Source organism: Salegentibacter sp. (genome assembly GCF_041642575.1).
Lineage (GTDB): Bacteria > Bacteroidota > Bacteroidia > Flavobacteriales > Flavobacteriaceae > Salegentibacter.
Genome location: NZ_JBEPWD010000044.1, coordinates 1 through 18548 on the forward strand (window position 1 = coordinate 1; position 18548 = coordinate 18548).

At 40.1% G+C, this 18548-nt stretch carries 22 protein-coding genes; 14 read left to right on the plus strand and 8 right to left on the minus strand.

All coding sequences use genetic code 11. The annotated features are described in order from the left end of the window. Positions 1–225: 225 nt before the first annotated feature. Positions 226–1149 (plus strand): DUF302 domain-containing protein, encoded by a 924-nt coding sequence (locus ACESK1_RS08285; protein ID WP_372919718.1) that lies wholly within the window; start codon positions 226–228, stop codon positions 1147–1149. A 293-nt stretch (positions 1150–1442) separates the two neighbouring features. Beyond that, positions 1443–2264 carry a DUF5694 domain-containing protein gene (locus ACESK1_RS08290; RefSeq protein WP_372919719.1) on the plus strand — a complete coding sequence of 274 codons (822 nt, stop codon included), beginning with the start codon at positions 1443–1445 and terminating at the stop codon, positions 2262–2264. Positions 2265–2339: 75 nt separating this feature from the next. Here ACESK1_RS08290 and ACESK1_RS08295 read toward each other — a convergent pair whose 3' ends face one another. From ACESK1_RS08295 to ACESK1_RS08320, 6 genes are all read right to left on the minus strand, one after another. Further along, positions 2340–2555: a hypothetical protein gene (locus tag ACESK1_RS08295; RefSeq protein WP_372919720.1), complete on the minus strand. Its 216-nt coding sequence runs from the start codon at positions 2553–2555 to the stop codon at positions 2340–2342. A gap of 193 nt (positions 2556–2748) precedes the next feature. After that, on the minus strand, positions 2749–3312 hold the full coding sequence (locus tag ACESK1_RS08300; RefSeq protein ID WP_372919721.1) for a hypothetical protein: 564 nt from the start codon (positions 3310–3312) through the stop codon (positions 2749–2751). A gap of 255 nt (positions 3313–3567) precedes the next feature. Continuing rightward, the gene (locus tag ACESK1_RS08305; RefSeq protein WP_372919722.1) at positions 3568–4944 is read right to left on the minus strand and encodes a rhodanese-like domain-containing protein; all 1377 of its coding nucleotides are present in this window, start codon (positions 4942–4944) and stop codon (positions 3568–3570) included. A gap of 105 nt (positions 4945–5049) precedes the next feature. Then, a complete protein-coding gene (locus tag ACESK1_RS08310) occupies positions 5050–6303 on the minus strand; it encodes an MFS transporter (protein WP_372919723.1) in 1254 nt (417 codons plus the stop codon). Further along, positions 6300–6938, minus strand: coding sequence for a class I SAM-dependent methyltransferase (locus tag ACESK1_RS08315; RefSeq protein ID WP_372919724.1), 639 nt, complete (start codon positions 6936–6938; stop codon positions 6300–6302). Before ACESK1_RS08315 ends, ACESK1_RS08310 begins: the two co-directional genes overlap by 4 nt. Before the next feature lie 21 nt (positions 6939–6959). Next, a complete protein-coding gene (locus tag ACESK1_RS08320; RefSeq protein ID WP_372919725.1) occupies positions 6960–7616 on the minus strand; it encodes an ArsR/SmtB family transcription factor in 657 nt (218 codons plus the stop codon). A gap of 199 nt (positions 7617–7815) precedes the next feature. On the opposite strand from ACESK1_RS08320, the gene ACESK1_RS08325 reads away from it, so the two are divergent. Both ACESK1_RS08325 and ACESK1_RS08330 read left to right on the plus strand, forming a co-directional pair. Next, entirely contained in the window at positions 7816–8436 is a 621-nt protein-coding gene (locus tag ACESK1_RS08325; protein ID WP_372919726.1) for a hypothetical protein, read from the plus strand. Between the two features lie 121 nt (positions 8437–8557). Further along, the gene (locus ACESK1_RS08330; RefSeq protein ID WP_372919727.1) at positions 8558–9460 is read left to right on the plus strand and encodes a hypothetical protein; all 903 of its coding nucleotides are present in this window, start codon (positions 8558–8560) and stop codon (positions 9458–9460) included. Positions 9461–9555: 95 nt separating this feature from the next. Here the strand turns inward: ACESK1_RS08330 and ACESK1_RS08335 are convergent, their stop codons facing one another. Both ACESK1_RS08335 and ACESK1_RS08340 read right to left on the minus strand, forming a co-directional pair. Further along, positions 9556–9879: a hypothetical protein gene (locus ACESK1_RS08335; protein WP_372919728.1), complete on the minus strand. Its 324-nt coding sequence runs from the start codon at positions 9877–9879 to the stop codon at positions 9556–9558. An 84-nt stretch (positions 9880–9963) separates the two neighbouring features. After that, a complete protein-coding gene (locus ACESK1_RS08340) occupies positions 9964–10359 on the minus strand; it encodes a response regulator (protein WP_372919729.1) in 396 nt (131 codons plus the stop codon). A 330-nt stretch (positions 10360–10689) separates the two neighbouring features. Between ACESK1_RS08340 and ACESK1_RS08345 the strand changes: the two genes are divergently transcribed. From ACESK1_RS08345 to ACESK1_RS08390, 10 genes are all read left to right on the plus strand, one after another. Next, the gene (locus ACESK1_RS08345; RefSeq protein ID WP_372919730.1) at positions 10690–11406 is read left to right on the plus strand and encodes an SIMPL domain-containing protein; all 717 of its coding nucleotides are present in this window, start codon (positions 10690–10692) and stop codon (positions 11404–11406) included. Between the two features lie 58 nt (positions 11407–11464). Beyond that, on the plus strand, positions 11465–11827 hold the full coding sequence (locus ACESK1_RS08350) for a DUF2200 domain-containing protein (protein ID WP_372919731.1): 363 nt from the start codon (positions 11465–11467) through the stop codon (positions 11825–11827). 38 nt (positions 11828–11865) lie between these two features. Next, positions 11866–12471, plus strand: a complete 606-nt coding sequence (locus ACESK1_RS08355) for a hypothetical protein (protein ID WP_372919732.1) — start codon at positions 11866–11868, stop codon at positions 12469–12471. Between the two features lie 128 nt (positions 12472–12599). Further along, positions 12600–12926, plus strand: coding sequence for a cupin domain-containing protein (locus ACESK1_RS08360; RefSeq protein ID WP_372919733.1), 327 nt, complete (start codon positions 12600–12602; stop codon positions 12924–12926). A gap of 213 nt (positions 12927–13139) precedes the next feature. Further along, positions 13140–13607, plus strand: coding sequence for a DUF6428 family protein (locus ACESK1_RS08365; protein ID WP_372919734.1), 468 nt, complete (start codon positions 13140–13142; stop codon positions 13605–13607). 18 nt (positions 13608–13625) lie between these two features. Continuing rightward, complete coding sequence (locus ACESK1_RS08370; protein WP_372919735.1) at positions 13626–13955, plus strand: ArsR/SmtB family transcription factor; 330 nt, start codon at positions 13626–13628, stop codon at positions 13953–13955. 10 nt (positions 13956–13965) lie between these two features. Next, a complete protein-coding gene (locus tag ACESK1_RS08375; protein ID WP_372919736.1) occupies positions 13966–14592 on the plus strand; it encodes a low molecular weight phosphatase family protein in 627 nt (208 codons plus the stop codon). Continuing rightward, positions 14579–15610 (plus strand): ACR3 family arsenite efflux transporter, encoded by a 1032-nt coding sequence (arsB, locus tag ACESK1_RS08380; protein ID WP_372919737.1) that lies wholly within the window; start codon positions 14579–14581, stop codon positions 15608–15610. The genes ACESK1_RS08375 and arsB overlap by 14 nt, the downstream gene beginning before the upstream one ends. A gap of 281 nt (positions 15611–15891) precedes the next feature. Further along, positions 15892–18243, plus strand: coding sequence for a TonB-dependent receptor (locus ACESK1_RS08385; protein WP_372919738.1), 2352 nt, complete (start codon positions 15892–15894; stop codon positions 18241–18243). Between the two features lie 47 nt (positions 18244–18290). Next, positions 18291–18548 (plus strand): PepSY domain-containing protein (locus ACESK1_RS08390; RefSeq protein WP_372919739.1); only part of this gene is annotated, 258 nt, incomplete at its 3' end.

Genomic DNA, 18548 nt, shown 5'->3' on the forward strand with positions numbered 1-18548 from the left:
TCTTGTAAATCCCGTTGAAGAATTCCTCTTTGTTAGCCGAGGCAAGCTAACTCTTCATAAGAGGTAAGTTCAAATGTGGTTGGTGAAGTAATAAGACGCGAAAAATCTTAAGAGCTTTTCAATTTTTTTAAAATTTAATAAAGCTTTAAAGCTTCGGGTTAAGTTATGTTAAGTGCAGATGATTTTTTTAAATTGATAAGTATCTTAGAATCAAAATTTTATATGATGATGAAGATGAATTTACTTTTCGCTTTTCTCATTCTGATGACTTCGTGCTCAGATGATGACGACAACAATAATCCTGAAATTTCAGTAGATCCACCAACGGCCACGGGCATAGTTTATTTTGAAAGTGCCTTTAATATGCAAACCTCCTATGCTAATTTAAAGTCGGCCCTGGAGGATAATGAGGATATCAGTATTGTTCAGGAACTGGATCATTCGCAAAACGCGGCATCTGTTGATATGGATCTCGCGCCAACTCAGATTATTTTCTTTGGAAACCCTAATCTTGGAACTCCGTTAATGCAGGAGAATCAACTAGCAGGCCTCGACCTTCCTCAAAAAGTTTTGTTCTATGAAGAGCAAGGACAGGTATTCGCACTTTACAACAGTACAGAATATCTGGCCTCCAGGTACGGAGTTTCAGATATAATAACGCTTCCTTCAATCGCTGAAGCATTAGAAAACCTGGTAGAAACAGCTGTAGATGCTCCGGCAGTCGAAACTACAAATCAGTTAGTGGATGCACATGCAGGTATAGAAAGTGTAGAAAGCACCACCGATTTCGATTCCACATACTCCAATCTTAAATCGGCAATTGAAGCTAATGAAAATTTAAGTATTGTGGCAGAATTAGATCACCAGGCAAACGCTGCTAGTGTTGGGATGGAACTTCGTCCAACCAAAGTGATCATGTTTGGAAACCCCAACCTGGGAACTCCTTTAATGCAATCGGTGAACAGTATTGGCCTTGATCTTCCTCAAAAAATGCTGGTATGGGAAGACGAAGCCGGAGCGGTACATATTTCTTATAACAGCCCTGAATTTTTAAAAGGAAAACACCAGCTTCAGGCCAACGATCAGGAAATCGATCAAATAGGTACTGCACTGGAAACTTTAGCCAACACAGCTGCTGAAGTTGAATAGTTCAAAGGAGTTTGGATATATATAGCCCAGGGATTGCTGGCATCCTCTCATTGAATACATAGATAATTTAGTTAATCCAGCCACTTCAGTTATAGAAGGGGCTGGAAATATTTTTAAGAATTCCTTTTCAGGCTCTTTCCTTAATCAGTCCCGATTATAAAAACCGGATTGAGGCTCCTTTGCTGTTGGATGTACTTCGTTTTTACAGTAATAAAAAATAAGGATTTTTTGGTGTAAAAGAAGAAAATAAGTGTAACACCTTTAAATGTAATTTGTCATTATAGAAAATAGTAATGAGATTTTACATCCTGCTAATTACGTTATTATTTTCTTTCCAAATTAAAGCACAGGAAAGCAAAACTGAGGTTCTTACTCTGGGTACTTTTCATTTTAATTTCCCTAATATGGATTTTGTCCAGACCGATAGCTCAGATCAAATTGATGTTCTAAAGCCCGAATACCAGGAGGAAATTCAATTAATAGTTGAAAAATTAAAGAAATTCAATCCGACAATAATTGTTATTGAAAGGCCGGCTTCAAAACAAGATGAAGTTGATTCTTTATACAATTCATTTTTAAATGGTAAACATGAATTAAATCGGGATGAATCTCAACAAATCGGGTTCCGATTAGCGAAGGAAAGTGGAATTAAAAAACTTTATGCTGTGGATGAGTGGGGCGAGTTTAACCGGCAGGTTGAGCGGGTAATTCAGGGAAAGGATAGCATTGAAAAGAATAAATTTAGCGATTACTATCAAAAAGATCCTGAAGCTTCAAAAAAATATAACTCCAAACCCCTTTTTAAGGAAAAAGGAATACTGGCAGAGTTGAATAGATTGAATAATCCGGAAAATATCAGAAAAAGCTTAGGAAATTATTTAATTGGTCCATTTAAATATGAAAGCGAAGAAGGAGATTTTTTTGGAGTGAATTTCCAAACTGGCCGCTGGTTCAATAGAAATTTGAAGATATTCAGGAATATTCAACGTATCAAGTCAACCCCTGAAGATAAGATCCTGGTTATTTATGGAGCCGGCCATATGAATATTCTCAATTTGTTATTTGAAAGTTCCCCTGAATTTGAATTGGCTAGCACCGATGATTTTCTGCAATAAAACTGCAGACAATAAAGAAGTATTCGGCTTACACCTTGGATCTTTGGACTTATTAATTCTATTTCCTGTTAGCGATTAGTCGATTTTCAGGTCTGGAATTTCCTTCATTTTTCCATTTTCAGATTTCCCTAAAATGATAACTTCTTTACTTTCTTTATATTCCTCAATAGCGAGAAGTAATTGCTCTTTGGTATCCCTGCGAATTTTGATACCGGTCCTCTGATTTTTATTTCGGACTTCAATATAATATCCGTCTCTCAGATCTTTTGCTTTTGTGGAAGGTCTACCCATGATTAATGTTTAATAAAATAGTGGTTCAATCTTAATATAATATTCTTTCTTTTGGCCTAAAATAACTATAACGAGCCAAATTTAAAGGGAATACTGAAGTATTTCTCGAAATTAATCAAATAATTTCGTCCCTATTAAAAATTGTCCTGAAATAGCATGTAGAACAAAGTCACTTAAACTCTCTCAGAGAGATCTAATTATTCTTAAATCTCTTTCTATCAAGTTTAATTAATTTACTTTCCCGTTCCGCGGCCTTTTGAGCGCGCTCCCTGTGCCATTCAGCTTCTTTTTGGGCATATTCCCGGTTAAATTCAAAATCGGCTTTCATCATCTCTCTTTCTCTTTCTGAAGCTTCTTTGGCGCGTTCCCGATACCATTCAGCTTCTTCTTTGGCTAATTCCCGGTAATATTCATTTTCCGACTTTCTGATTTTCTTTTCATATTCGGCCGCTTCTTTTGCTCTTTCGCGATAGAATTCTCTCTCGGCTTTAGCCATTTCCCGAAGTTGCTCCTCATCTTCCTTCGCCAATTCCCTGTTGAACTCATCCATTTCCTTCATCCGTTCCCGGTGCCACTCAGCTTCGGCTTTAGCCTGTTCCTTGAAGTATTTCGTTCTTTCTTTTTCAGCTTTTTTAGCCTCTTTAGCCATTTCCTTTTCGGCTTTGTCTTCCCATTTTCTACCCTTCTCCTGGGCGTATGCAGAAGTGCTTAACATCCCAAAAGCGGCTATCCATATAATAAATCTCCAATATTTCATGACATTCTATTTTAATATATATTACAAGCACTGTACCGCAATTAAAACTCTAATTCTCCACTCTGAAAAGTCTCTGTTTAAAGTCGCTTAATTATTTTTTCAGCGAAGGGAAATCATAGTCTCCAAACAGTGAATTCGGATAAGCTTCTTCTTTAAAGATAAAAAAATCCCGGTAATAATAGAATTCCGGGATTTTCTATCATGATGACTTATAGAGTTTTAGATTAAGAAAATCTTTTACCCTGAGCCATAAAGTTAATTTTGGGCGGTCCATTCGTCCATCCCGCCGGAAAACACCTTCCCGTTTTTCACTCCATTTCGCGCTAAGATCGACTCAGCAACGGCTGCTTTGGCACCGCTTTGACAATGAATAACTATTTGTTTGTCCCGATCAATTTTATCAAGATTATCTGGGAGAGTACCTACAAAGATATTGTCTACCCCATCGATATGAGCTTCTTTATATTCAGAAACTCCGCGAACATCTATTACTTGTGTATCCTCCTTTCCGAGATAGGTTTTGAATTCTTCCATGGAAATGATCTCAGATTTTTCCAGAGGAATTCCCATAGCATCAACATCTGAAATATACCCCATGATGTTGTCCAATCCAATCCGCATCAGCTTTCTTGTGAGGTCTTCCATCTGTTCATCATCGGCTATTAAAATAAACTCCTCCTCGTAGTTAAGGAACCAACCTGCCCAGGTGGAAAATGAATTATTCCCTTCAATATGTATAGTATTGGGAATATGACCCTCGGCAAATTCGCTTTTAACCCTGGCATCAATCACTGTAATCCCCTTTTCGTAAGCCTTTTTGAATTCCTCAGCAGAAAGTTTCTTGTGCTTTGGAACTTCAGTTAACAACGGCCGATCTTCCTTGTTTAACTTTTTCATCATTGCAAAGTACTTTGGAGGCTCCGGTTGCCCCTCAAGGAGATATTCAATGAATCCCTGTTTATTATCCTCGTAATGAAAAGCCCAGTTTTGTATCTTCTCGTAACCAACGGTGGTACTTGGGACGGCACCAAGGGCTTTGCCACAGGCAGATCCTGCGCCGTGTCCGGGCCATACCTGCAGGTGAGAAGGAAGCTTACTGAATTTTTTAATGGAATTATACATTTCTTCGGCACCTTTATCCTGGGTACCTTTTAAACCGGCTGCTTTTTCCAAAAGATCAGGACGCCCTATATCCCCAACAAAAACGAAATCCCCTGTAAATACCATTACCGGTTCCTTAGTAGCGGGATTATCGGTTAGAATGAAGGAAATACTTTCAGGGGTGTGGCCCGGGGTATGCATTACTTCAAGGCTTAGATTTCCAACGCTAATCTTGTCCCCGTCTTTTAGGCCAATATGGTCAAAATTATAACTCCAGTCCGGACCACCCTCATCAGAAAGGTACATCTTAGCTCCGGTCACCGCAGCAAGTTCTCTTGTTCCGGCCAGAAAATCAGCATGTATGTGCGTTTCGGTCACATGAGTGATTTTTAGCTTATTTTGTTCGGCTATCTCAAGGTAGGTGTCAATATCCCGTTTAGCATCGATTACGATTGCCTCCCCGGTTTTTTGACATCCAACCACATAACTTGCCTGGGCAAGACTTTTATCATAAACGTGTTGAAAAAACATAGTATTTGGTTTTAAGTTATTTTTATTTTAAATCTGCTGAAAATTCAGCTTGAAGAAATTACTTCGATTCTGAGCCTTGGGATTTTCAGATTTACTCGCCCATAATTAATAAGATTGTCGTATCAACGATAATAACCTGACAGAGGTGCCCTCCCCGCATTTCATCCTTACATAAATGACTGCGGAGGAGAATAAGGTTAGGACTCCTACCAGAAACACAGCAACCTCAATACTTATCAAGTCTGAAATAACCCCGGTAAGGATCGCTCCCACCGAATATCCCAGATCCCTCCAAAGCCTGAAAATCCCTATACTTTTTGCCCGATCCCTTGGATGGGTGTTCTGGGCAATCGTAGCCAGGAAGGTAGGGTAGACCATAGCAGTTCCCCAGCCCAAAAGGCTCATCAAGGCAACGAATATCCACATGCTGTTTGCCCATACCAGAGCGATTAACACCACTGCCTGTAATAACATTCCGAAGAAAAGCATATCTTTTTTACAAAATTTGTCTGCCATTCTACCGGTAAACAATTGTCCGATTCCCCATACTGCCGGATAAACCGCCACCACAATTCCTATTTGCTCTAAAGTGAAACCTCTTGTAGCCAGCAAAATGGGAAATAGCCCCCAGGCCATCCCATCGTTCAGGTTATTTATAAGCCCGGCCTGAGTAACAGAGCCAAGGTTTTTATCTTTCCAGGTGGTATCCCAGAATATGTTTTTCAACAGGGACATTTCACTGGATTTCCCTTCTTTTAAGGCGTGACCATGGGTATCTTTTATAAGGAAGATGCTGAATAAAAGCCCCAGGATCATTAAACCTATCCCCAGGTAAAATGGATATGGGCGCAACCCATACACATCTGCTATCCACCCGGTTAAATAAGCCACCACCCCTACGGCAAGGTATCCGGCGAACTCATTAAGGCCCATTGCAAATCCTCGCTGTCGCTCACCCACGAGGTCAATTTTCATTACCACTGTACTGGACCAGGCAAGTCCCTGATTGATTCCCAGTAGAACATTGGCCGCAATTACCCAATTCCAGCTTTCAGCATACATTAATATAAATGGAATAGGAATAGCAAAGATCCACCCCAAAACCAGGAGGTTCTTTCGGCCAAACCTATTGGCCAGGGCTCCCGCATAATAATTGGAAATGGCTTTCACAATTCCGAACACCACAATAAACGACAGGATCGCGCTTGTGGCTGCTATCCCGAATTCCTTTTCTGCAATCTCCGGAAGAATACTACGCTCCAAACCTACCATTCCCCCTACAAAAGCATTCACAATTACCAGCAGGGTAAATTGTTTCCAGTTTTCCTTTAAACCAAGTTCTATAGAATCTGTTTTCATAAGTTGCTTATTTTTTTCTCCGCCTTTATTACAACAAAACCTCCTTCTCCATATCCTTTTATCGGTTTTTCCAGAACCTCCTCCTCAGTGTTAACCAGGGTTTGCCAGAAGCTGAAATTCTGAAAGCCTGCTTTTTCAAGTAGATTTGTTATCTCTTCTACATCATGAAAGCTGGCAGATCTATAGAAAGGATTATCTTTCTTGTGTTCCTGATACTTCCTACCCAGGGGACTTGATTTATCTATCATTCCAATAATTATAGCACCACCGGGTTTCGTGATTCGCCGTGCCTCTTTGAAAGCTTTGGCTACGTCCTGCAGAAAACAATCTACCGTAACCATTAAGGTGTAATCAAATGAAAGATCAGGTACCGGTAAATCCTCAGCATATCCTTGAAATACCCTGATGCCTCTTTTAGAAGCGATAGCCGCCATCTTCTCAGATGGTTCTACCCCGGTTTCAATTCCGAGTTCCCCGGCAAACCTCCCGGTACCGACTCCAATTTCAATCCCTTTTCCTGTTTTTGGAACAGCCTGTTTAAGGGCTTCCAGTTCAGAGGAAAACCAGTCAGCGTGTTCCTCGAACCACTTATCGTATTCCTGCGCTGCCCGGTTAAAAGCCTTTACTTCTTCCATAAACCTATGAATTATATTAATTTATTCAGCAGGGAGGCCCAGTGCCTTCCAGTCCGGATAGCCTTCTTTTAATCTTTTTGCATCAAAGCCTTTTTCCCTTAGCAAGCTTACCGCCTCATCGGCATATACACATAAAGGTCCCCGGCAATACGCGATAATTTCTGCTCCCTTGGGAAGTTCATTAATTCGCTCAGCGAGATCTTCAATAGGAATTGAAGTAGCTTCTTTAATATGGCCGTGTTGGTACTCTTCCCCGGGGCGAACATCTAGTATTACTACATTCTGCCCGGAAATTTTTTGCCGTAATTCTTCAATGCTTACCGGGTCCATCTTTTCTCCCGAACGATAAAAGTCATTAACCAGTTTCTCTGCTTCAGCGTTCAGGTCAAGTCCCAGTTCCCGTAAAGCCCGCCATGCCTTAAACACTTTGTCATTGGTGAGTTGATAGTAAATGAAATTGCCTTTTTTACTGATTTTTACCAGGCGTGCCCCTTTTAATACCTGTAAATGTTGAGAAGCATTTGCAACACTTAAACTTGTCTGTTCCGCTATTTTCTCTACCGAAAAAGGGCCTTGTGCCAACAAATCGATGATCTCCATTCGTCGCGGATTACCAAGGGCCTTGGTTATTTTTGCCAGCTCGTTATAAGCTTTATTTTTAAACTCCCGCTTATCCATTCTTTACAGCATTTGTTTACAAATATAAAAATATTTTTCAACTATTCAATAAAATTATTGAATAGACTTATGACTTTTCCTTAAAAGCTAAGAATGGCAAGCTCCCCGGACTTTGCCTTTATCCAGACATTATTGGAGATATTCTTATATATTTAGGCTGAATTATATTGGTTGTTTCAAACTTTCACAAGCCTAACTTATGAGAAATATTCTTCTGACTGCAATTCTTACCTTGAGCAGTTTATATTCCTATTCTCAATCGAACAAAGAAGAACTTTTAAAGCAGGATATTTCAGAAATAGTGGAGGAACTAAAATTCATGTTTCACTACGACCAGGCGACCAGGGAATATTTATATTTTCAGACTTTCGACAAAAATATAACTGATAGTATTGAAAATTTAAGCAAAGAAGTAAGGGAAAACAGAATGCGGTACACTCCCGTAAAATCCGATTCTTTAAAGAGTAAGATCTGGAATACCTATATCAATCCCATGGATAAGCTCCATACCCTGCGATTGATGGCTATAACCAAAAAGTATGGTTTCCCTTCAGCTCAAAGATTAAAGAAATTTTCAAATGATACTATAGATTTTAATCCTGTAATTTTATTAATCCATTCCCCATCAGAGTTTTCAAAAGAACTGATTGAAATTGTAGAACACGAGAAAGATAAAGGTAGAATTGAAAAATGCGATTACGGGTATTTACTATGGCATTTTAACGGCCGATCTGATTTTCAACCCATGTTGGATAATGGCTATGAAATGGAGAAAGAAGAAGATGGAACTTTCCATTTAAAGGCAGTTGATTGTATTTAGCAATTGAATTGTAGCAGTTGGAGATGCTTCTTCTCCTTTGTATTTTGTTTGCCAGGCTGCACAAAGAGTATCAATAAATTGATTTAAGAAAAATTAAAGCTAATTTTCTAAATAGAGCATCATGAAAAAAACCTCGTTTTTGCTACCTGTTTTTATATCTCTGCTATTCGTATCCTGCGATGGAAATAAAAAGAAAACCACATCCCCGGAACAGGATATGAAGAGAACCACAACAGTTGATTTTTGGAATGGAAACAGGTCTGCCGCACGCCAGGATTATGAGCGAAAAGTATTAAAAGCCATTCTTGAAGCAACTGAGGAAGAATGGGGAGCATGGGAGATCGAAGAGAGCCTTGAGGAGTATCCCGGGAATGAAGAATCACTGGTGTTTACAGAGAAAGATCACGACCTGTTCGTAACTATCGCCGGGAATCAAAAATTCAAGGAAGATGATATGATTGTAATCCCTCATCTGTTAACTAAAAACCTGCTGGGCTACCGGATTCCCATTATCAGGGAGCAGGATACCAATTTATTTGGCGGGATCAAACGGCAGGAGGATCTGCAAAAGCTGGACCATGGAATCCCGGAGACATGGAGTGACGCCACTGTTTTTAGGCATAATGGCTACAATGTAGTTGAAGAGGGCAGTTTCGATGATATTTTTGATCGACTTCAAAACGGCGACTTTGACTACAGTTCTTATGGTGCCAATGAGGTTCTAGGTGTATTTGAAAACCGGGCCTCGAAAGCTGAAGGTCTGGTCATAGATAAGAATATATTGCTTTTCTACCCTTTTCCGCTTGTTTTTTATATACATCCGGACCAGCCAAAAATGGCAGAAAGGATTGAGCAGGGACTGCAAAGTATTATCTCTTCAGGTAGACTGGATGCCATTTTTGATGAGCATTACGGAGAGATTACCGAGCAGCTTAACCTTGACAAGCGCCGAATTTTCGCGTTAGACAATCCGCTGATACCCGATGAATTTCGTGACCTGGTCCCAAATATTGAAGACCTGTAGCCTGTTTTTTGAGTTGAAGCAGTTGTGATAAGTTAAAAATAGCCCGGAACAGGCTTAGGTTTGTTGATTTCTTATCCTGGAATGATACAGTAACTTCAGGCGCGAGGTGACTTCAGGCGTAGTGTTTTTAAAAACTGCTGCAGAAATCCGCTTGTTTTACTTAGTCTTTTATATACCAGGATATTCTCATCACCGTAGTAAGAGCCGAATCTTGCGGCTGCACTGTCCAGAGCCATTGCCTGACAGCTGCAGGTCCAGTCATTTTTCCAGGCTGCATTCATCGTATCATCACAGTTTGCACAGCGATAGATAAATTCTTTCCTCGTGCTCCATCCATTCAAACCGGTACAGGAAGGACCTCTCCCCAGATATTTTAAATCCGGAATCTCAATCGCAAATTTCAAGTCTATAGGTTTCATTTTATAACTCTTTTTTGTTTACGATTTTGAACCTCCGGTTAATATCAACCTGAAGTGTTTAAAATAGAAAACTATTGTTGATCTTTAAGAAGCAATTTTTGTTTGCGGAAAAATATTTTTTAACAATGGAATAGATAGTGGTTTAACCAGAAATTTCTTTACCGAGGTATATTCCCGCGCTTTAAGTCTGTCTATTTTAGAAACTGAAGAGGTTAAGATAAAAACAGAAAGCTTTTTATCATCCAGCTCTTCTAAATAATTCAAAAAATCCCAGCCGTTAAAATCGGGCATATTAAGATCTAAAAAGATGCATAAGTATTCAGAAGAATGTGAATTTAGATACTGCAAAGTATAATTCAGCGCTTCATCTGCTTTAAGGTAGGTGATAATTTCTAGTTTCGGATCTTCTGTGGCAATAGAGATAAATTTTTCATTAATGAGGTGTGAAACCGGATCATCATCAATTAATAAAACTTTCATATAGGTAGGGCTTAAAAAGTAAGCTTCTATCACAGATTTAAAATTATCCATCCTAGAAGCCCGGGGTTTCGGTTTATCAAACTCGATTTATTAATTGTTAAAGTAATCAAAATTTTTAAAATCTCCGGATGTATATTAAAAAGTTTATAACCGACCCAAAAAAACAAATACCGGAATTTTAGGAATATCGAAGAAGCGATTGTAATTGAAAGTCACCTAAGGAGAAATAGGGCTATTCCTTGATCAAAAATCCTGTTACGCGAGTAAATTACACTACAATCAACATTAGAAATTCTAACTATATTTAATGTCAATATTCAATATAAGACAATGAAGAAAATTTACCTACTGGCTTTTTGCCTGTTTAGCCTGATTTCAACAGCACAAAATAAAGATGATACCAAAAGCCTGGAAGTTGTTGGTTCCGGAGAGATATCGGTAAGCCCGGATATCGGTATCCTTAGCATCGGCATTACTAAGATCGATAGCCTTTTTAGTGAAGCTATTTCCGGGTTGAATAGCAAATCGGTTGATATTTCAGGACAGCTTAAAGAAATCGGATTTTCTCACGAAAATATTAAAACCAAAAACTTTAATGTCCGCAGGAATCAGGTTTACCGCAATAACAGGAATGTTGATAGCGGTTATATTGCCACGCAGCAAATTCAGCTCGATTTTGAAAATAACAAGGAGAATATCACCAGAATTTTAGACCAGTTTTCGGGTAGCAGTACAGATTTCAACCTGAGCTTTAACTTTAAGCTATCAGATTCCCTTAAAGAAGCTGTTCAGCAACAAATAATAGAACTCGCCACCAGGGACGCATTTGAAAAGGCCCGCTTAATAAGCTCAGCCTCCGATATTAAACTGAAGGATATTAAAGAAATTAAATACGGCACGAATCCCGATGCCGGGATGAGGTTATTTAACAGAAACGAGGGGCTTCATGAAATTGTGCTAAGTGGCGAAAGTACGGCCTCCCAGGGTTTCACCCCGGAAGACATAAAATATTCCGACAATATCCTGGTGATCTGGCTCCTGGAATAACCCGCCGTAGCCAAAAGTTTCAAATAATAATTTTCTCTGATACTGTAAAAATTAAGTGATGAAAACAACACCGGAACACGATGAGCGTATGGCGAAAATGACCTTTGCATCTGTTTATCCGCACTATAAAACGAAAGTTGAACGTAAAGGCAGGACAACAGAAGAATTGCATCAGGTAATAGAATGGTTAACCGGTTTTGATGAGAAAAACCTGCGGGAACTTATTGAGGAGAAGGTTACTTTCGAAACCTTTTTTCAGAGAGCAGATTTAAACCCAAATGCCCGCCTTATTCAAGGGGTGATTTGTGGCTATCGGGTAGAAGAAATTGAAAATCCATTAACTCAAAAAGTAAGGTATTTGGACAAGTTAGTTGATGAATTAGCAAAAGGCCGAAAGATGGAAAAGATTTTAAGAGATTAGCTTGAAATAAAGGAGAGATTATATAAACAGCTGTGTTTATGAAGCGAATAATAACGATCTTAATAACTTTAATCAGCATCAACCTTGCTAATGCTCAATTTAATGAAAATAACGCCCTATATTCTACTGCTGAGTTGAATTTAGGCAATTATCTCGGATTTGATATTAGCCTTAATTATCTCTATCAGGATAAATACTCTTTTAAAATCGGCTACACAGGGAATATACGAAAACCGAGATCCCAACCGGAAGATTTTACATCTGGTTTAAAAGGACTATTATTTTATGGATTAGCCAATCCATATGACCAATTAGAGAATTATCATATTGGAGTTGGAAAGATTTACAATCTAAACCAAAGCGGAACGATTAGAGCAAATATATCAATTGGATTAGGTTACACCCTTATCAGAGAACCCGAAAATTGGGAAAGGCTCTATAACGGATTTTTAGCAGAAAATTATACCTGGAATTATAGAAAACATAATACAGTTAGCCTGGTCATAAATCCCAAAATTGAATTTCCATTCACCAGATTTTTTGGATTGACAATTTCTCCTATGTTACAAATAAATAAAGACCGAACATACCTTGGAATTGGAATAGGAAATATGCTAGGATCCTTAAGAAAGAGAATAAACTAAGAACAATCCCGGGTTTGCATCTCCTGGAATTTATGAAAAGGGCTAATGCTTCTGCCACCATATTAAGGGGATAGAGAAGAAAAGTTTAAGTCCTTTAAATTTAATATCTTATAAAAAAAAGAATCATCATGAAAAAACACCTGGAAACAGCTAAACCCTTCAATCTAAAAGAGCTTATCTCTTATTCAGAGGCATCGACGGTAAGTAAGATCCTGTCCAAAAATTCAAACGGGAATACCACCCTTTTTGCTTTTGATAAAGAACAGGAACTTAGTGAACATACCGCGCCATTTGATGCTACCGCCATCATAATCGACGGAGAATGTCAGATAACCATAAAAGATGCCGAGTATAATCTTAAAGAAGGGGAGATGATTATTATGCCGGCTAATGTACCGCATGCTCTATTGGCTACCGAAGCTTTCAAAATGCTTTTGATCATGATCAAGGAATAGTTGCAATCAAATAATGATTCCGGGGTGAAGCTTTTGCATCCTGGAAATCCCCCGCTTCACAAAGTTCCAGACTGCCGGAAAAATATAGCAGGCTTGCACGAGTCCTGATTAGGTATGGGTAAAATCCAGAACTGATCAAAAATATTATTTATTTTCATTGTCCATTTTTATATTAATCGTAATATTGCAATCATATATTATAACTCATACATTATGAAACTTTCAGAAATAAAACAGCAGCTAAACCAGCTTGATAAGATCGCTTTTCAGTTGCCAAACGGCGAGCTGGTGCCTAACCATTTTCATGTTACCGAGATCGGGAAAGTTACTAAGCATTTTATCGATTGTGGGGGAACGGTTCGAAAAGAAGAAGTGGTGAACTTTCAACTGTGGAATGCCAACGATTATGACCACCGTTTACATCCTGAGAAATTATTACACATTATAGAACTCTCTCAAAATACCCTGGGGATAGGAGATCTGGAAATCGAGGTGGAATACCAGGGACAAACTATCGAGAAATTCGGGTTGGACTTCAACGGTACTAATTTTCTGCTCACCACTAAACAAACCGATTGCCTGGCTAAAGATAACTGCGGAATCCCGGCTGAAGAACCTGTGATTGCCAATCTTGAACCTGAGGCTTCAAATTGTTGCTCTCCTGAGAGCGGATGTTGTTAATCAAATAATCGGAATATCATGGGAGTAACAAAATCTGATCTCTTCAGTCCTATTCAGAATGAATTGGCTACTTATGCCAAAGTCTTTGCACATCCTGCCAGGATAGCGATCCTGCAGTATTTGCTAAGAGCCAATACCTGTTGTAATACGCACCTGGTGGAGGAATTAGGCCTTGCCCAGGCCACCATCAGCCAACACCTTAAAGAGTTGAAAAACCTCGGCTTGATACAGGGAACCGTAGAAGGGGTCTCTGTTAATTATTGCATCAATGCTGAAAAATGGCAGCTGATTAAAGATAGGTTTACCGAATTCTTTGATAGTTATGATCCCGGCAGTTTTTCATGTTAATACTTGAACTATGTTATTCTCAAAAATTAAGGACATCATTGAATCGCTGGAGCCTGAATCCATTCCCGATTCCCGAAAAGCTGTTTTAGCCCCTCTCATCGAATATGTTGAGGAGAAGCTCAGAAACAAAAAACCAATTGACCTTAACTTTATTTGCACTCATAACTCGAGAAGAAGTCATCTCTCCCAGATTTGGGCGCAGGTTATGGGTGATTATTTCAATATTGAAAGGCTGAGTTGTTATTCCGGCGGTACCGAAGCTACAGCTATGTTTCCGGTGGTTGCCGTAACCCTGGAGGAGCAGGGATTTGAGATTTCTCCAATCTCTGAAGGGAAAAACCCGGTTTACGCTATTAAATATGCTCCAAATTCAGCGCCGGTGATTGGTTTTTCAAAGACCTATGATCATAAGTTCAATCCCGTTTCAGGGTTTGCAGCAATTATGACCTGTTCCCAGGCCGATGCAGGCTGTCCCTTTATCCCCGGTGCAGAAAAGCGAATCCCAATTACCTACGATGACCCCAAAGAATTTGACGGTACCCCTAAACAAGCCGAAAAATACTGGGAACGCAGCCTCCAGATTGCCACAGAACTATTTTTTGTATTTTCAAAAATCAACCAACATGCCTCAACCTAAAAAACAAATTCCATTCTTTGAACGTTACCTCAGCTTGTGGGTCGCCCTTTGTATTGCAGCAGGAATTTTAATCGGTCATTTTCTGGGGGACAAGATGCAAGTCCTGGCCGATGCTCAGATCTATAATGTGAATATTCCAATCGCCATCCTCATCTGGCTCATGATCTATCCTATGATGCTGCAAATCGACTTCAGCAGTATCAGAAATGTCGGTAAAGCTCCTAAAGGTCTTATCCTCACCCTTGTTATTAACTGGCTGATCAAACCGTTTACGATGGCCTTTTTTGCCTGGATATTCTTTGAACACTTGTATTCTGCCTGGATCGACCCTGAAATGGCCGGGGAATATATCGCCGGGGCCATCCTCCTGGGCGTTGCGCCCTGTACAGCCATGGTTTTCGTATGGTCTTATTTAACCGATGGAGATCCGAATTACACCCTGGTGCAGGTTTCCATTAACGATTTGATTATCCTGGTAGCTTTTGTTCCGCTGGTAGGTCTTTTATTAGGGATCACCGATGTCACCATCCCTTATGACACCCTGGTAGCCTCTGTGCTTATCTTTGTGGTAATTCCACTGATAGCCGGAGTGATCACCAATAAAATATTGGTTAGAAAACATGGAGAAGATTGGTTTAAAAACCACTTTCTGCCAAAGTTGAAACCAGTGAGTATTTTAGCGCTTTTGTTAACATTAGTCTTGCTCTTTGCCTTCCAGGGCCCTAATATTTTGGATAACCCGATCATTATTCTACTGATTGCCATACCTCTTATCATTCAGTCCTATTTTATATTTTTCCTGGCCTGGTTTGGGGGTAGAAAGCTAAAATTGAACCACGCTATTTGCGCTCCTGCAGCCATGATAGGAACGAGTAACTTTTTTGAATTGGCAGTAGCAGTGGCCATAGCATTATTCGGACTCCAGAGTCCGGCGGCTTTGGTAACCGTGGTTGGAGTATTGGTTGAAGTGCCGGTTATGCTGAGCCTTGTGGCCCTGGCCAATAAATGGAGATATTAATCGTATTTTCATAAGTAGTATCATAGACGTTTTTTATTTCCAAAAAATGAACCCTGCTTTTATCGACCTTGGCGGGGCGTCCCTGGGATATCTGCTAAGCCTGATTTTAAATTTTCACTCCCTTTCTCTATTTTTTATCCTAAGTACTTCTTTTACAAATAAGAAGCCTGATTGGCGTCATTTTTTTCAGATTTTGCCGAAAATTCGGTTGTTTTTTATTTAGAATGATTCTACATTTGTTGCCTATTTTAAATCAATCTAAATAAAAACTACAATTTATAATGAAACATTTCACCTTGCTATTCGCAATTATATTGACGGGATATACCGGCTTTGCGCAACAGGAAGAAGCTTCCCTCCAGGGAACGATCACCGATGACTCAGGCAACGCTATCCCCTTTGTAAATATTCTAATCGAAAAGACTTCCACCGGTACCACTTCCGACATTGATGGGAGATACCATCTCGAAGGTATCTCAACAGGAACTCAGATAATAAAATTTTCTGCAATAGGCTATGAAACCCTGAGTCGTGAAGTAGTTTTTAATAATGGAAGTAATCAAAATTTAAATATCACCTTAACAGAAGACCAGCAGGATCTGGGTGAGATAGTGATCACCTCAAACCGGACCCGGGAAACCCTGGATGAAGTGCCTTCTTCGGTTTCTATCCTTACGGCAAAAGAGATTGAAAGACTAAACCAAACCAGTACTTCGGTAGGGGGTCTTTTAAACGAAATTCCCGGAATTTCCTTAAGCACAAACCAAACCAGCAATACAGGACAAACCCTGCGGGGAAGAAATATGCTGGTGCTTATCGACGGAATTCCCCAATCCACGCCCTTAAGAACGGGGGGGCGCGATATCAACACCATAGACCCCAACACCATTGAGCGTATTGAAGTGATCAAAGGAGCTACCGCTATTTACGGTAATGGGGCCGATGGCGGTATTATTAACTACATCACCAAGAGTCCGGGTACGTCAGGACTTAAAAGCACCACCGAGCTAAGTACTCAGGGCTCTCTTGTAAACACAGAACACACCCTGGGCTCTAAACTTTCCCAGACTTTTTCTGGCAGCACGGAAAAACTCGGCTATGTTTTTTCCGGGAATTTTCAGCAAACGGGGATCTTCAGGGATGCTCAGGGAGAGGTGATTTCTCCCACTTATGGCCTTGGTGAAACCAATCAGTATGGCTTATTTGGGAAATTAAATTATGCCCTGGCAGAGGATCATTCCGTAGAAGTGATGTATAATTATTTCAGCAGTAATCAGGATACCGAATATGTTAATCAGAACGGTGTTTACGGAGAACGCCCCGCAATCGGGGTAATTGGAGAAGTGCTGGGGGTAGACCAGGGAAACAGGTTTAACCATAACGCCCAGCTTACCTATGATGCCACCGATCTCATTGGAAATACCGATCTAAAATTGAACCTGTATATGCAGGATTTTAAAACCGTGTATGGTTTCAGCGATTATTTTTACAATGCTGAAGAAGGCTTCGAAGGTGGGCAATCTACTGTGGAATCAACTAAAAAAGGACTTCGGCTTAACTTCAAAACACCCTATGATCTTGGAGATGAAGTTTACGGAGATTTGCTCTACGGAGTTGATGTTCTTAACGATAAAACCTCCCAGAAGCTGATGGACGGTAGAATATGGGCGCCGGAAATGGATATGACTAACCTGGCTCCCTATGCTCAGCTTAAGACCATATACAGGGATTTTGTGCTAAAGGCCGGCTTACGCTTTGAAAATATCAATATTGATGTGCCGGATTACAGCACTATCTATATCTTCCCTTTTGCCGGGGAAACTCCTAACGGAGGCGTTGCTGTAGACGGTGGAGAGCTAAGCTATGATGCGACTACCTTTAATGCCGGGTTGCGATATAACGGGATAAGGGAATTTAAACCCTTCGTGAGTTTCTCCCAGAGTTTCTCTATCGCCGACCTGGGGCGTACCCTAAGAACTGCCACCGAAAATACGGTAGGTCAGATCTCTTCGGAAGCGGTTATCGCGAATAATTATGAGATCGGATTCAATAGTAATTTAGGGGCGACCACCCTGAGTGGAGCTTATTTTATCAGCACTTCAGATCTGGGGGCTACCTACAGGGAAGTAGATGGTATCTTTCAGATCGCCAGACAACCGGAAAAAGTTTACGGTTTTGAATTCTCTTTTGATACCAGGCTGGCTCACGGACTAAATCTTGGGAGTTCGGTTTCCTGGACAGAAGGAAAACTGGATTCGGGAGATAACGGAGATTACAATACCTATATGAACGGCGACCGGATTCCGCCATTGAAAACACTCACCTATATTTCTTATGATCTTTCTGAAAGATGGAATACTCGCTTATCTCATCTTTACAGTGGAACCCGGGACCACTTCAGCCCTGATGCCAATGGAAATTATATTTACGGAAAGGGTCCCGTGGAAAGCTTTAATGTGGTGAACCTTAACTCCAGCTATCGTCTTACCGAAAACACCAGCCTGAGTCTGGGAATCGAGAACCTCTTAAATGAAGATTATTATAATCTCATTTCGCAGTGGAGTGCCCGGGATTCTAACTATATCAAGGCCAACGGAGCAAGATTTAATCTCTCCCTGAAAGTAGAAATTTAAGATCTTTTAGACTGCAGTCATCGCCGGTGGCTGCAGTTCTTTAAAAAATGAAGAACAGACAACTACTGAAATACCATTCCTGGTTTGGTCTCATTGCGGGACTTTTCCTGTTGCTCATGGGTCTATCGGGGAGCATCCTGGTGTTTCATAAACAACTGGATTCCTGGTTCTTCAGGGAACAATTTCAGGAAAATTATTCGGGGGAACAGCAATTAGATCTGGCTGTGGCGAATGTTCAGAAAGACTATCCGGGCTGGGATACGCGCTTAAAGCAGTTTACACCCGGAGAAGTGCTGGTTTTCGAT

Bases quoted from the DNA above. Each gene is read 5' to 3' on its own strand.
- ACESK1_RS08285 (WP_372919718.1), top strand. From the start codon at position 226: ATGATGAAGATGAATTTACTTTTCGCTTTTCTCATTCTGATGACTTCG.
- ACESK1_RS08290 (WP_372919719.1), top strand. From the start codon at position 1,443: ATGAGATTTTACATCCTGCTAATTACGTTATTATTTTCTTTCCAAATT.
- ACESK1_RS08295 (WP_372919720.1), bottom strand. From the start codon at position 2,555: ATGGGTAGACCTTCCACAAAAGCAAAAGATCTGAGAGACGGATATTAT.
- ACESK1_RS08300 (WP_372919721.1), bottom strand. From the start codon at position 3,312: ATGAAATATTGGAGATTTATTATATGGATAGCCGCTTTTGGGATGTTA.
- ACESK1_RS08305 (WP_372919722.1), bottom strand. From the start codon at position 4,944: ATGTTTTTTCAACACGTTTATGATAAAAGTCTTGCCCAGGCAAGTTAT.
- ACESK1_RS08310 (WP_372919723.1), bottom strand. From the start codon at position 6,303: ATGAAAACAGATTCTATAGAACTTGGTTTAAAGGAAAACTGGAAACAA.
- ACESK1_RS08315 (WP_372919724.1), bottom strand. From the start codon at position 6,938: ATGGAAGAAGTAAAGGCTTTTAACCGGGCAGCGCAGGAATACGATAAG.
- ACESK1_RS08320 (WP_372919725.1), bottom strand. From the start codon at position 7,616: ATGGATAAGCGGGAGTTTAAAAATAAAGCTTATAACGAGCTGGCAAAA.
- ACESK1_RS08325 (WP_372919726.1), top strand. From the start codon at position 7,816: ATGAGAAATATTCTTCTGACTGCAATTCTTACCTTGAGCAGTTTATAT.
- ACESK1_RS08330 (WP_372919727.1), top strand. From the start codon at position 8,558: ATGAAAAAAACCTCGTTTTTGCTACCTGTTTTTATATCTCTGCTATTC.
- ACESK1_RS08335 (WP_372919728.1), bottom strand. From the start codon at position 9,879: ATGAAACCTATAGACTTGAAATTTGCGATTGAGATTCCGGATTTAAAA.
- ACESK1_RS08340 (WP_372919729.1), bottom strand. From the start codon at position 10,359: ATGAAAGTTTTATTAATTGATGATGATCCGGTTTCACACCTCATTAAT.
- ACESK1_RS08345 (WP_372919730.1), top strand. From the start codon at position 10,690: ATGAAGAAAATTTACCTACTGGCTTTTTGCCTGTTTAGCCTGATTTCA.
- ACESK1_RS08350 (WP_372919731.1), top strand. From the start codon at position 11,465: ATGAAAACAACACCGGAACACGATGAGCGTATGGCGAAAATGACCTTT.
- ACESK1_RS08355 (WP_372919732.1), top strand. From the start codon at position 11,866: ATGAAGCGAATAATAACGATCTTAATAACTTTAATCAGCATCAACCTT.
- ACESK1_RS08360 (WP_372919733.1), top strand. From the start codon at position 12,600: ATGAAAAAACACCTGGAAACAGCTAAACCCTTCAATCTAAAAGAGCTT.
- ACESK1_RS08365 (WP_372919734.1), top strand. From the start codon at position 13,140: ATGAAACTTTCAGAAATAAAACAGCAGCTAAACCAGCTTGATAAGATC.
- ACESK1_RS08370 (WP_372919735.1), top strand. From the start codon at position 13,626: ATGGGAGTAACAAAATCTGATCTCTTCAGTCCTATTCAGAATGAATTG.
- ACESK1_RS08375 (WP_372919736.1), top strand. From the start codon at position 13,966: ATGTTATTCTCAAAAATTAAGGACATCATTGAATCGCTGGAGCCTGAA.
- arsB (WP_372919737.1), top strand. From the start codon at position 14,579: ATGCCTCAACCTAAAAAACAAATTCCATTCTTTGAACGTTACCTCAGC.
- ACESK1_RS08385 (WP_372919738.1), top strand. From the start codon at position 15,892: ATGAAACATTTCACCTTGCTATTCGCAATTATATTGACGGGATATACC.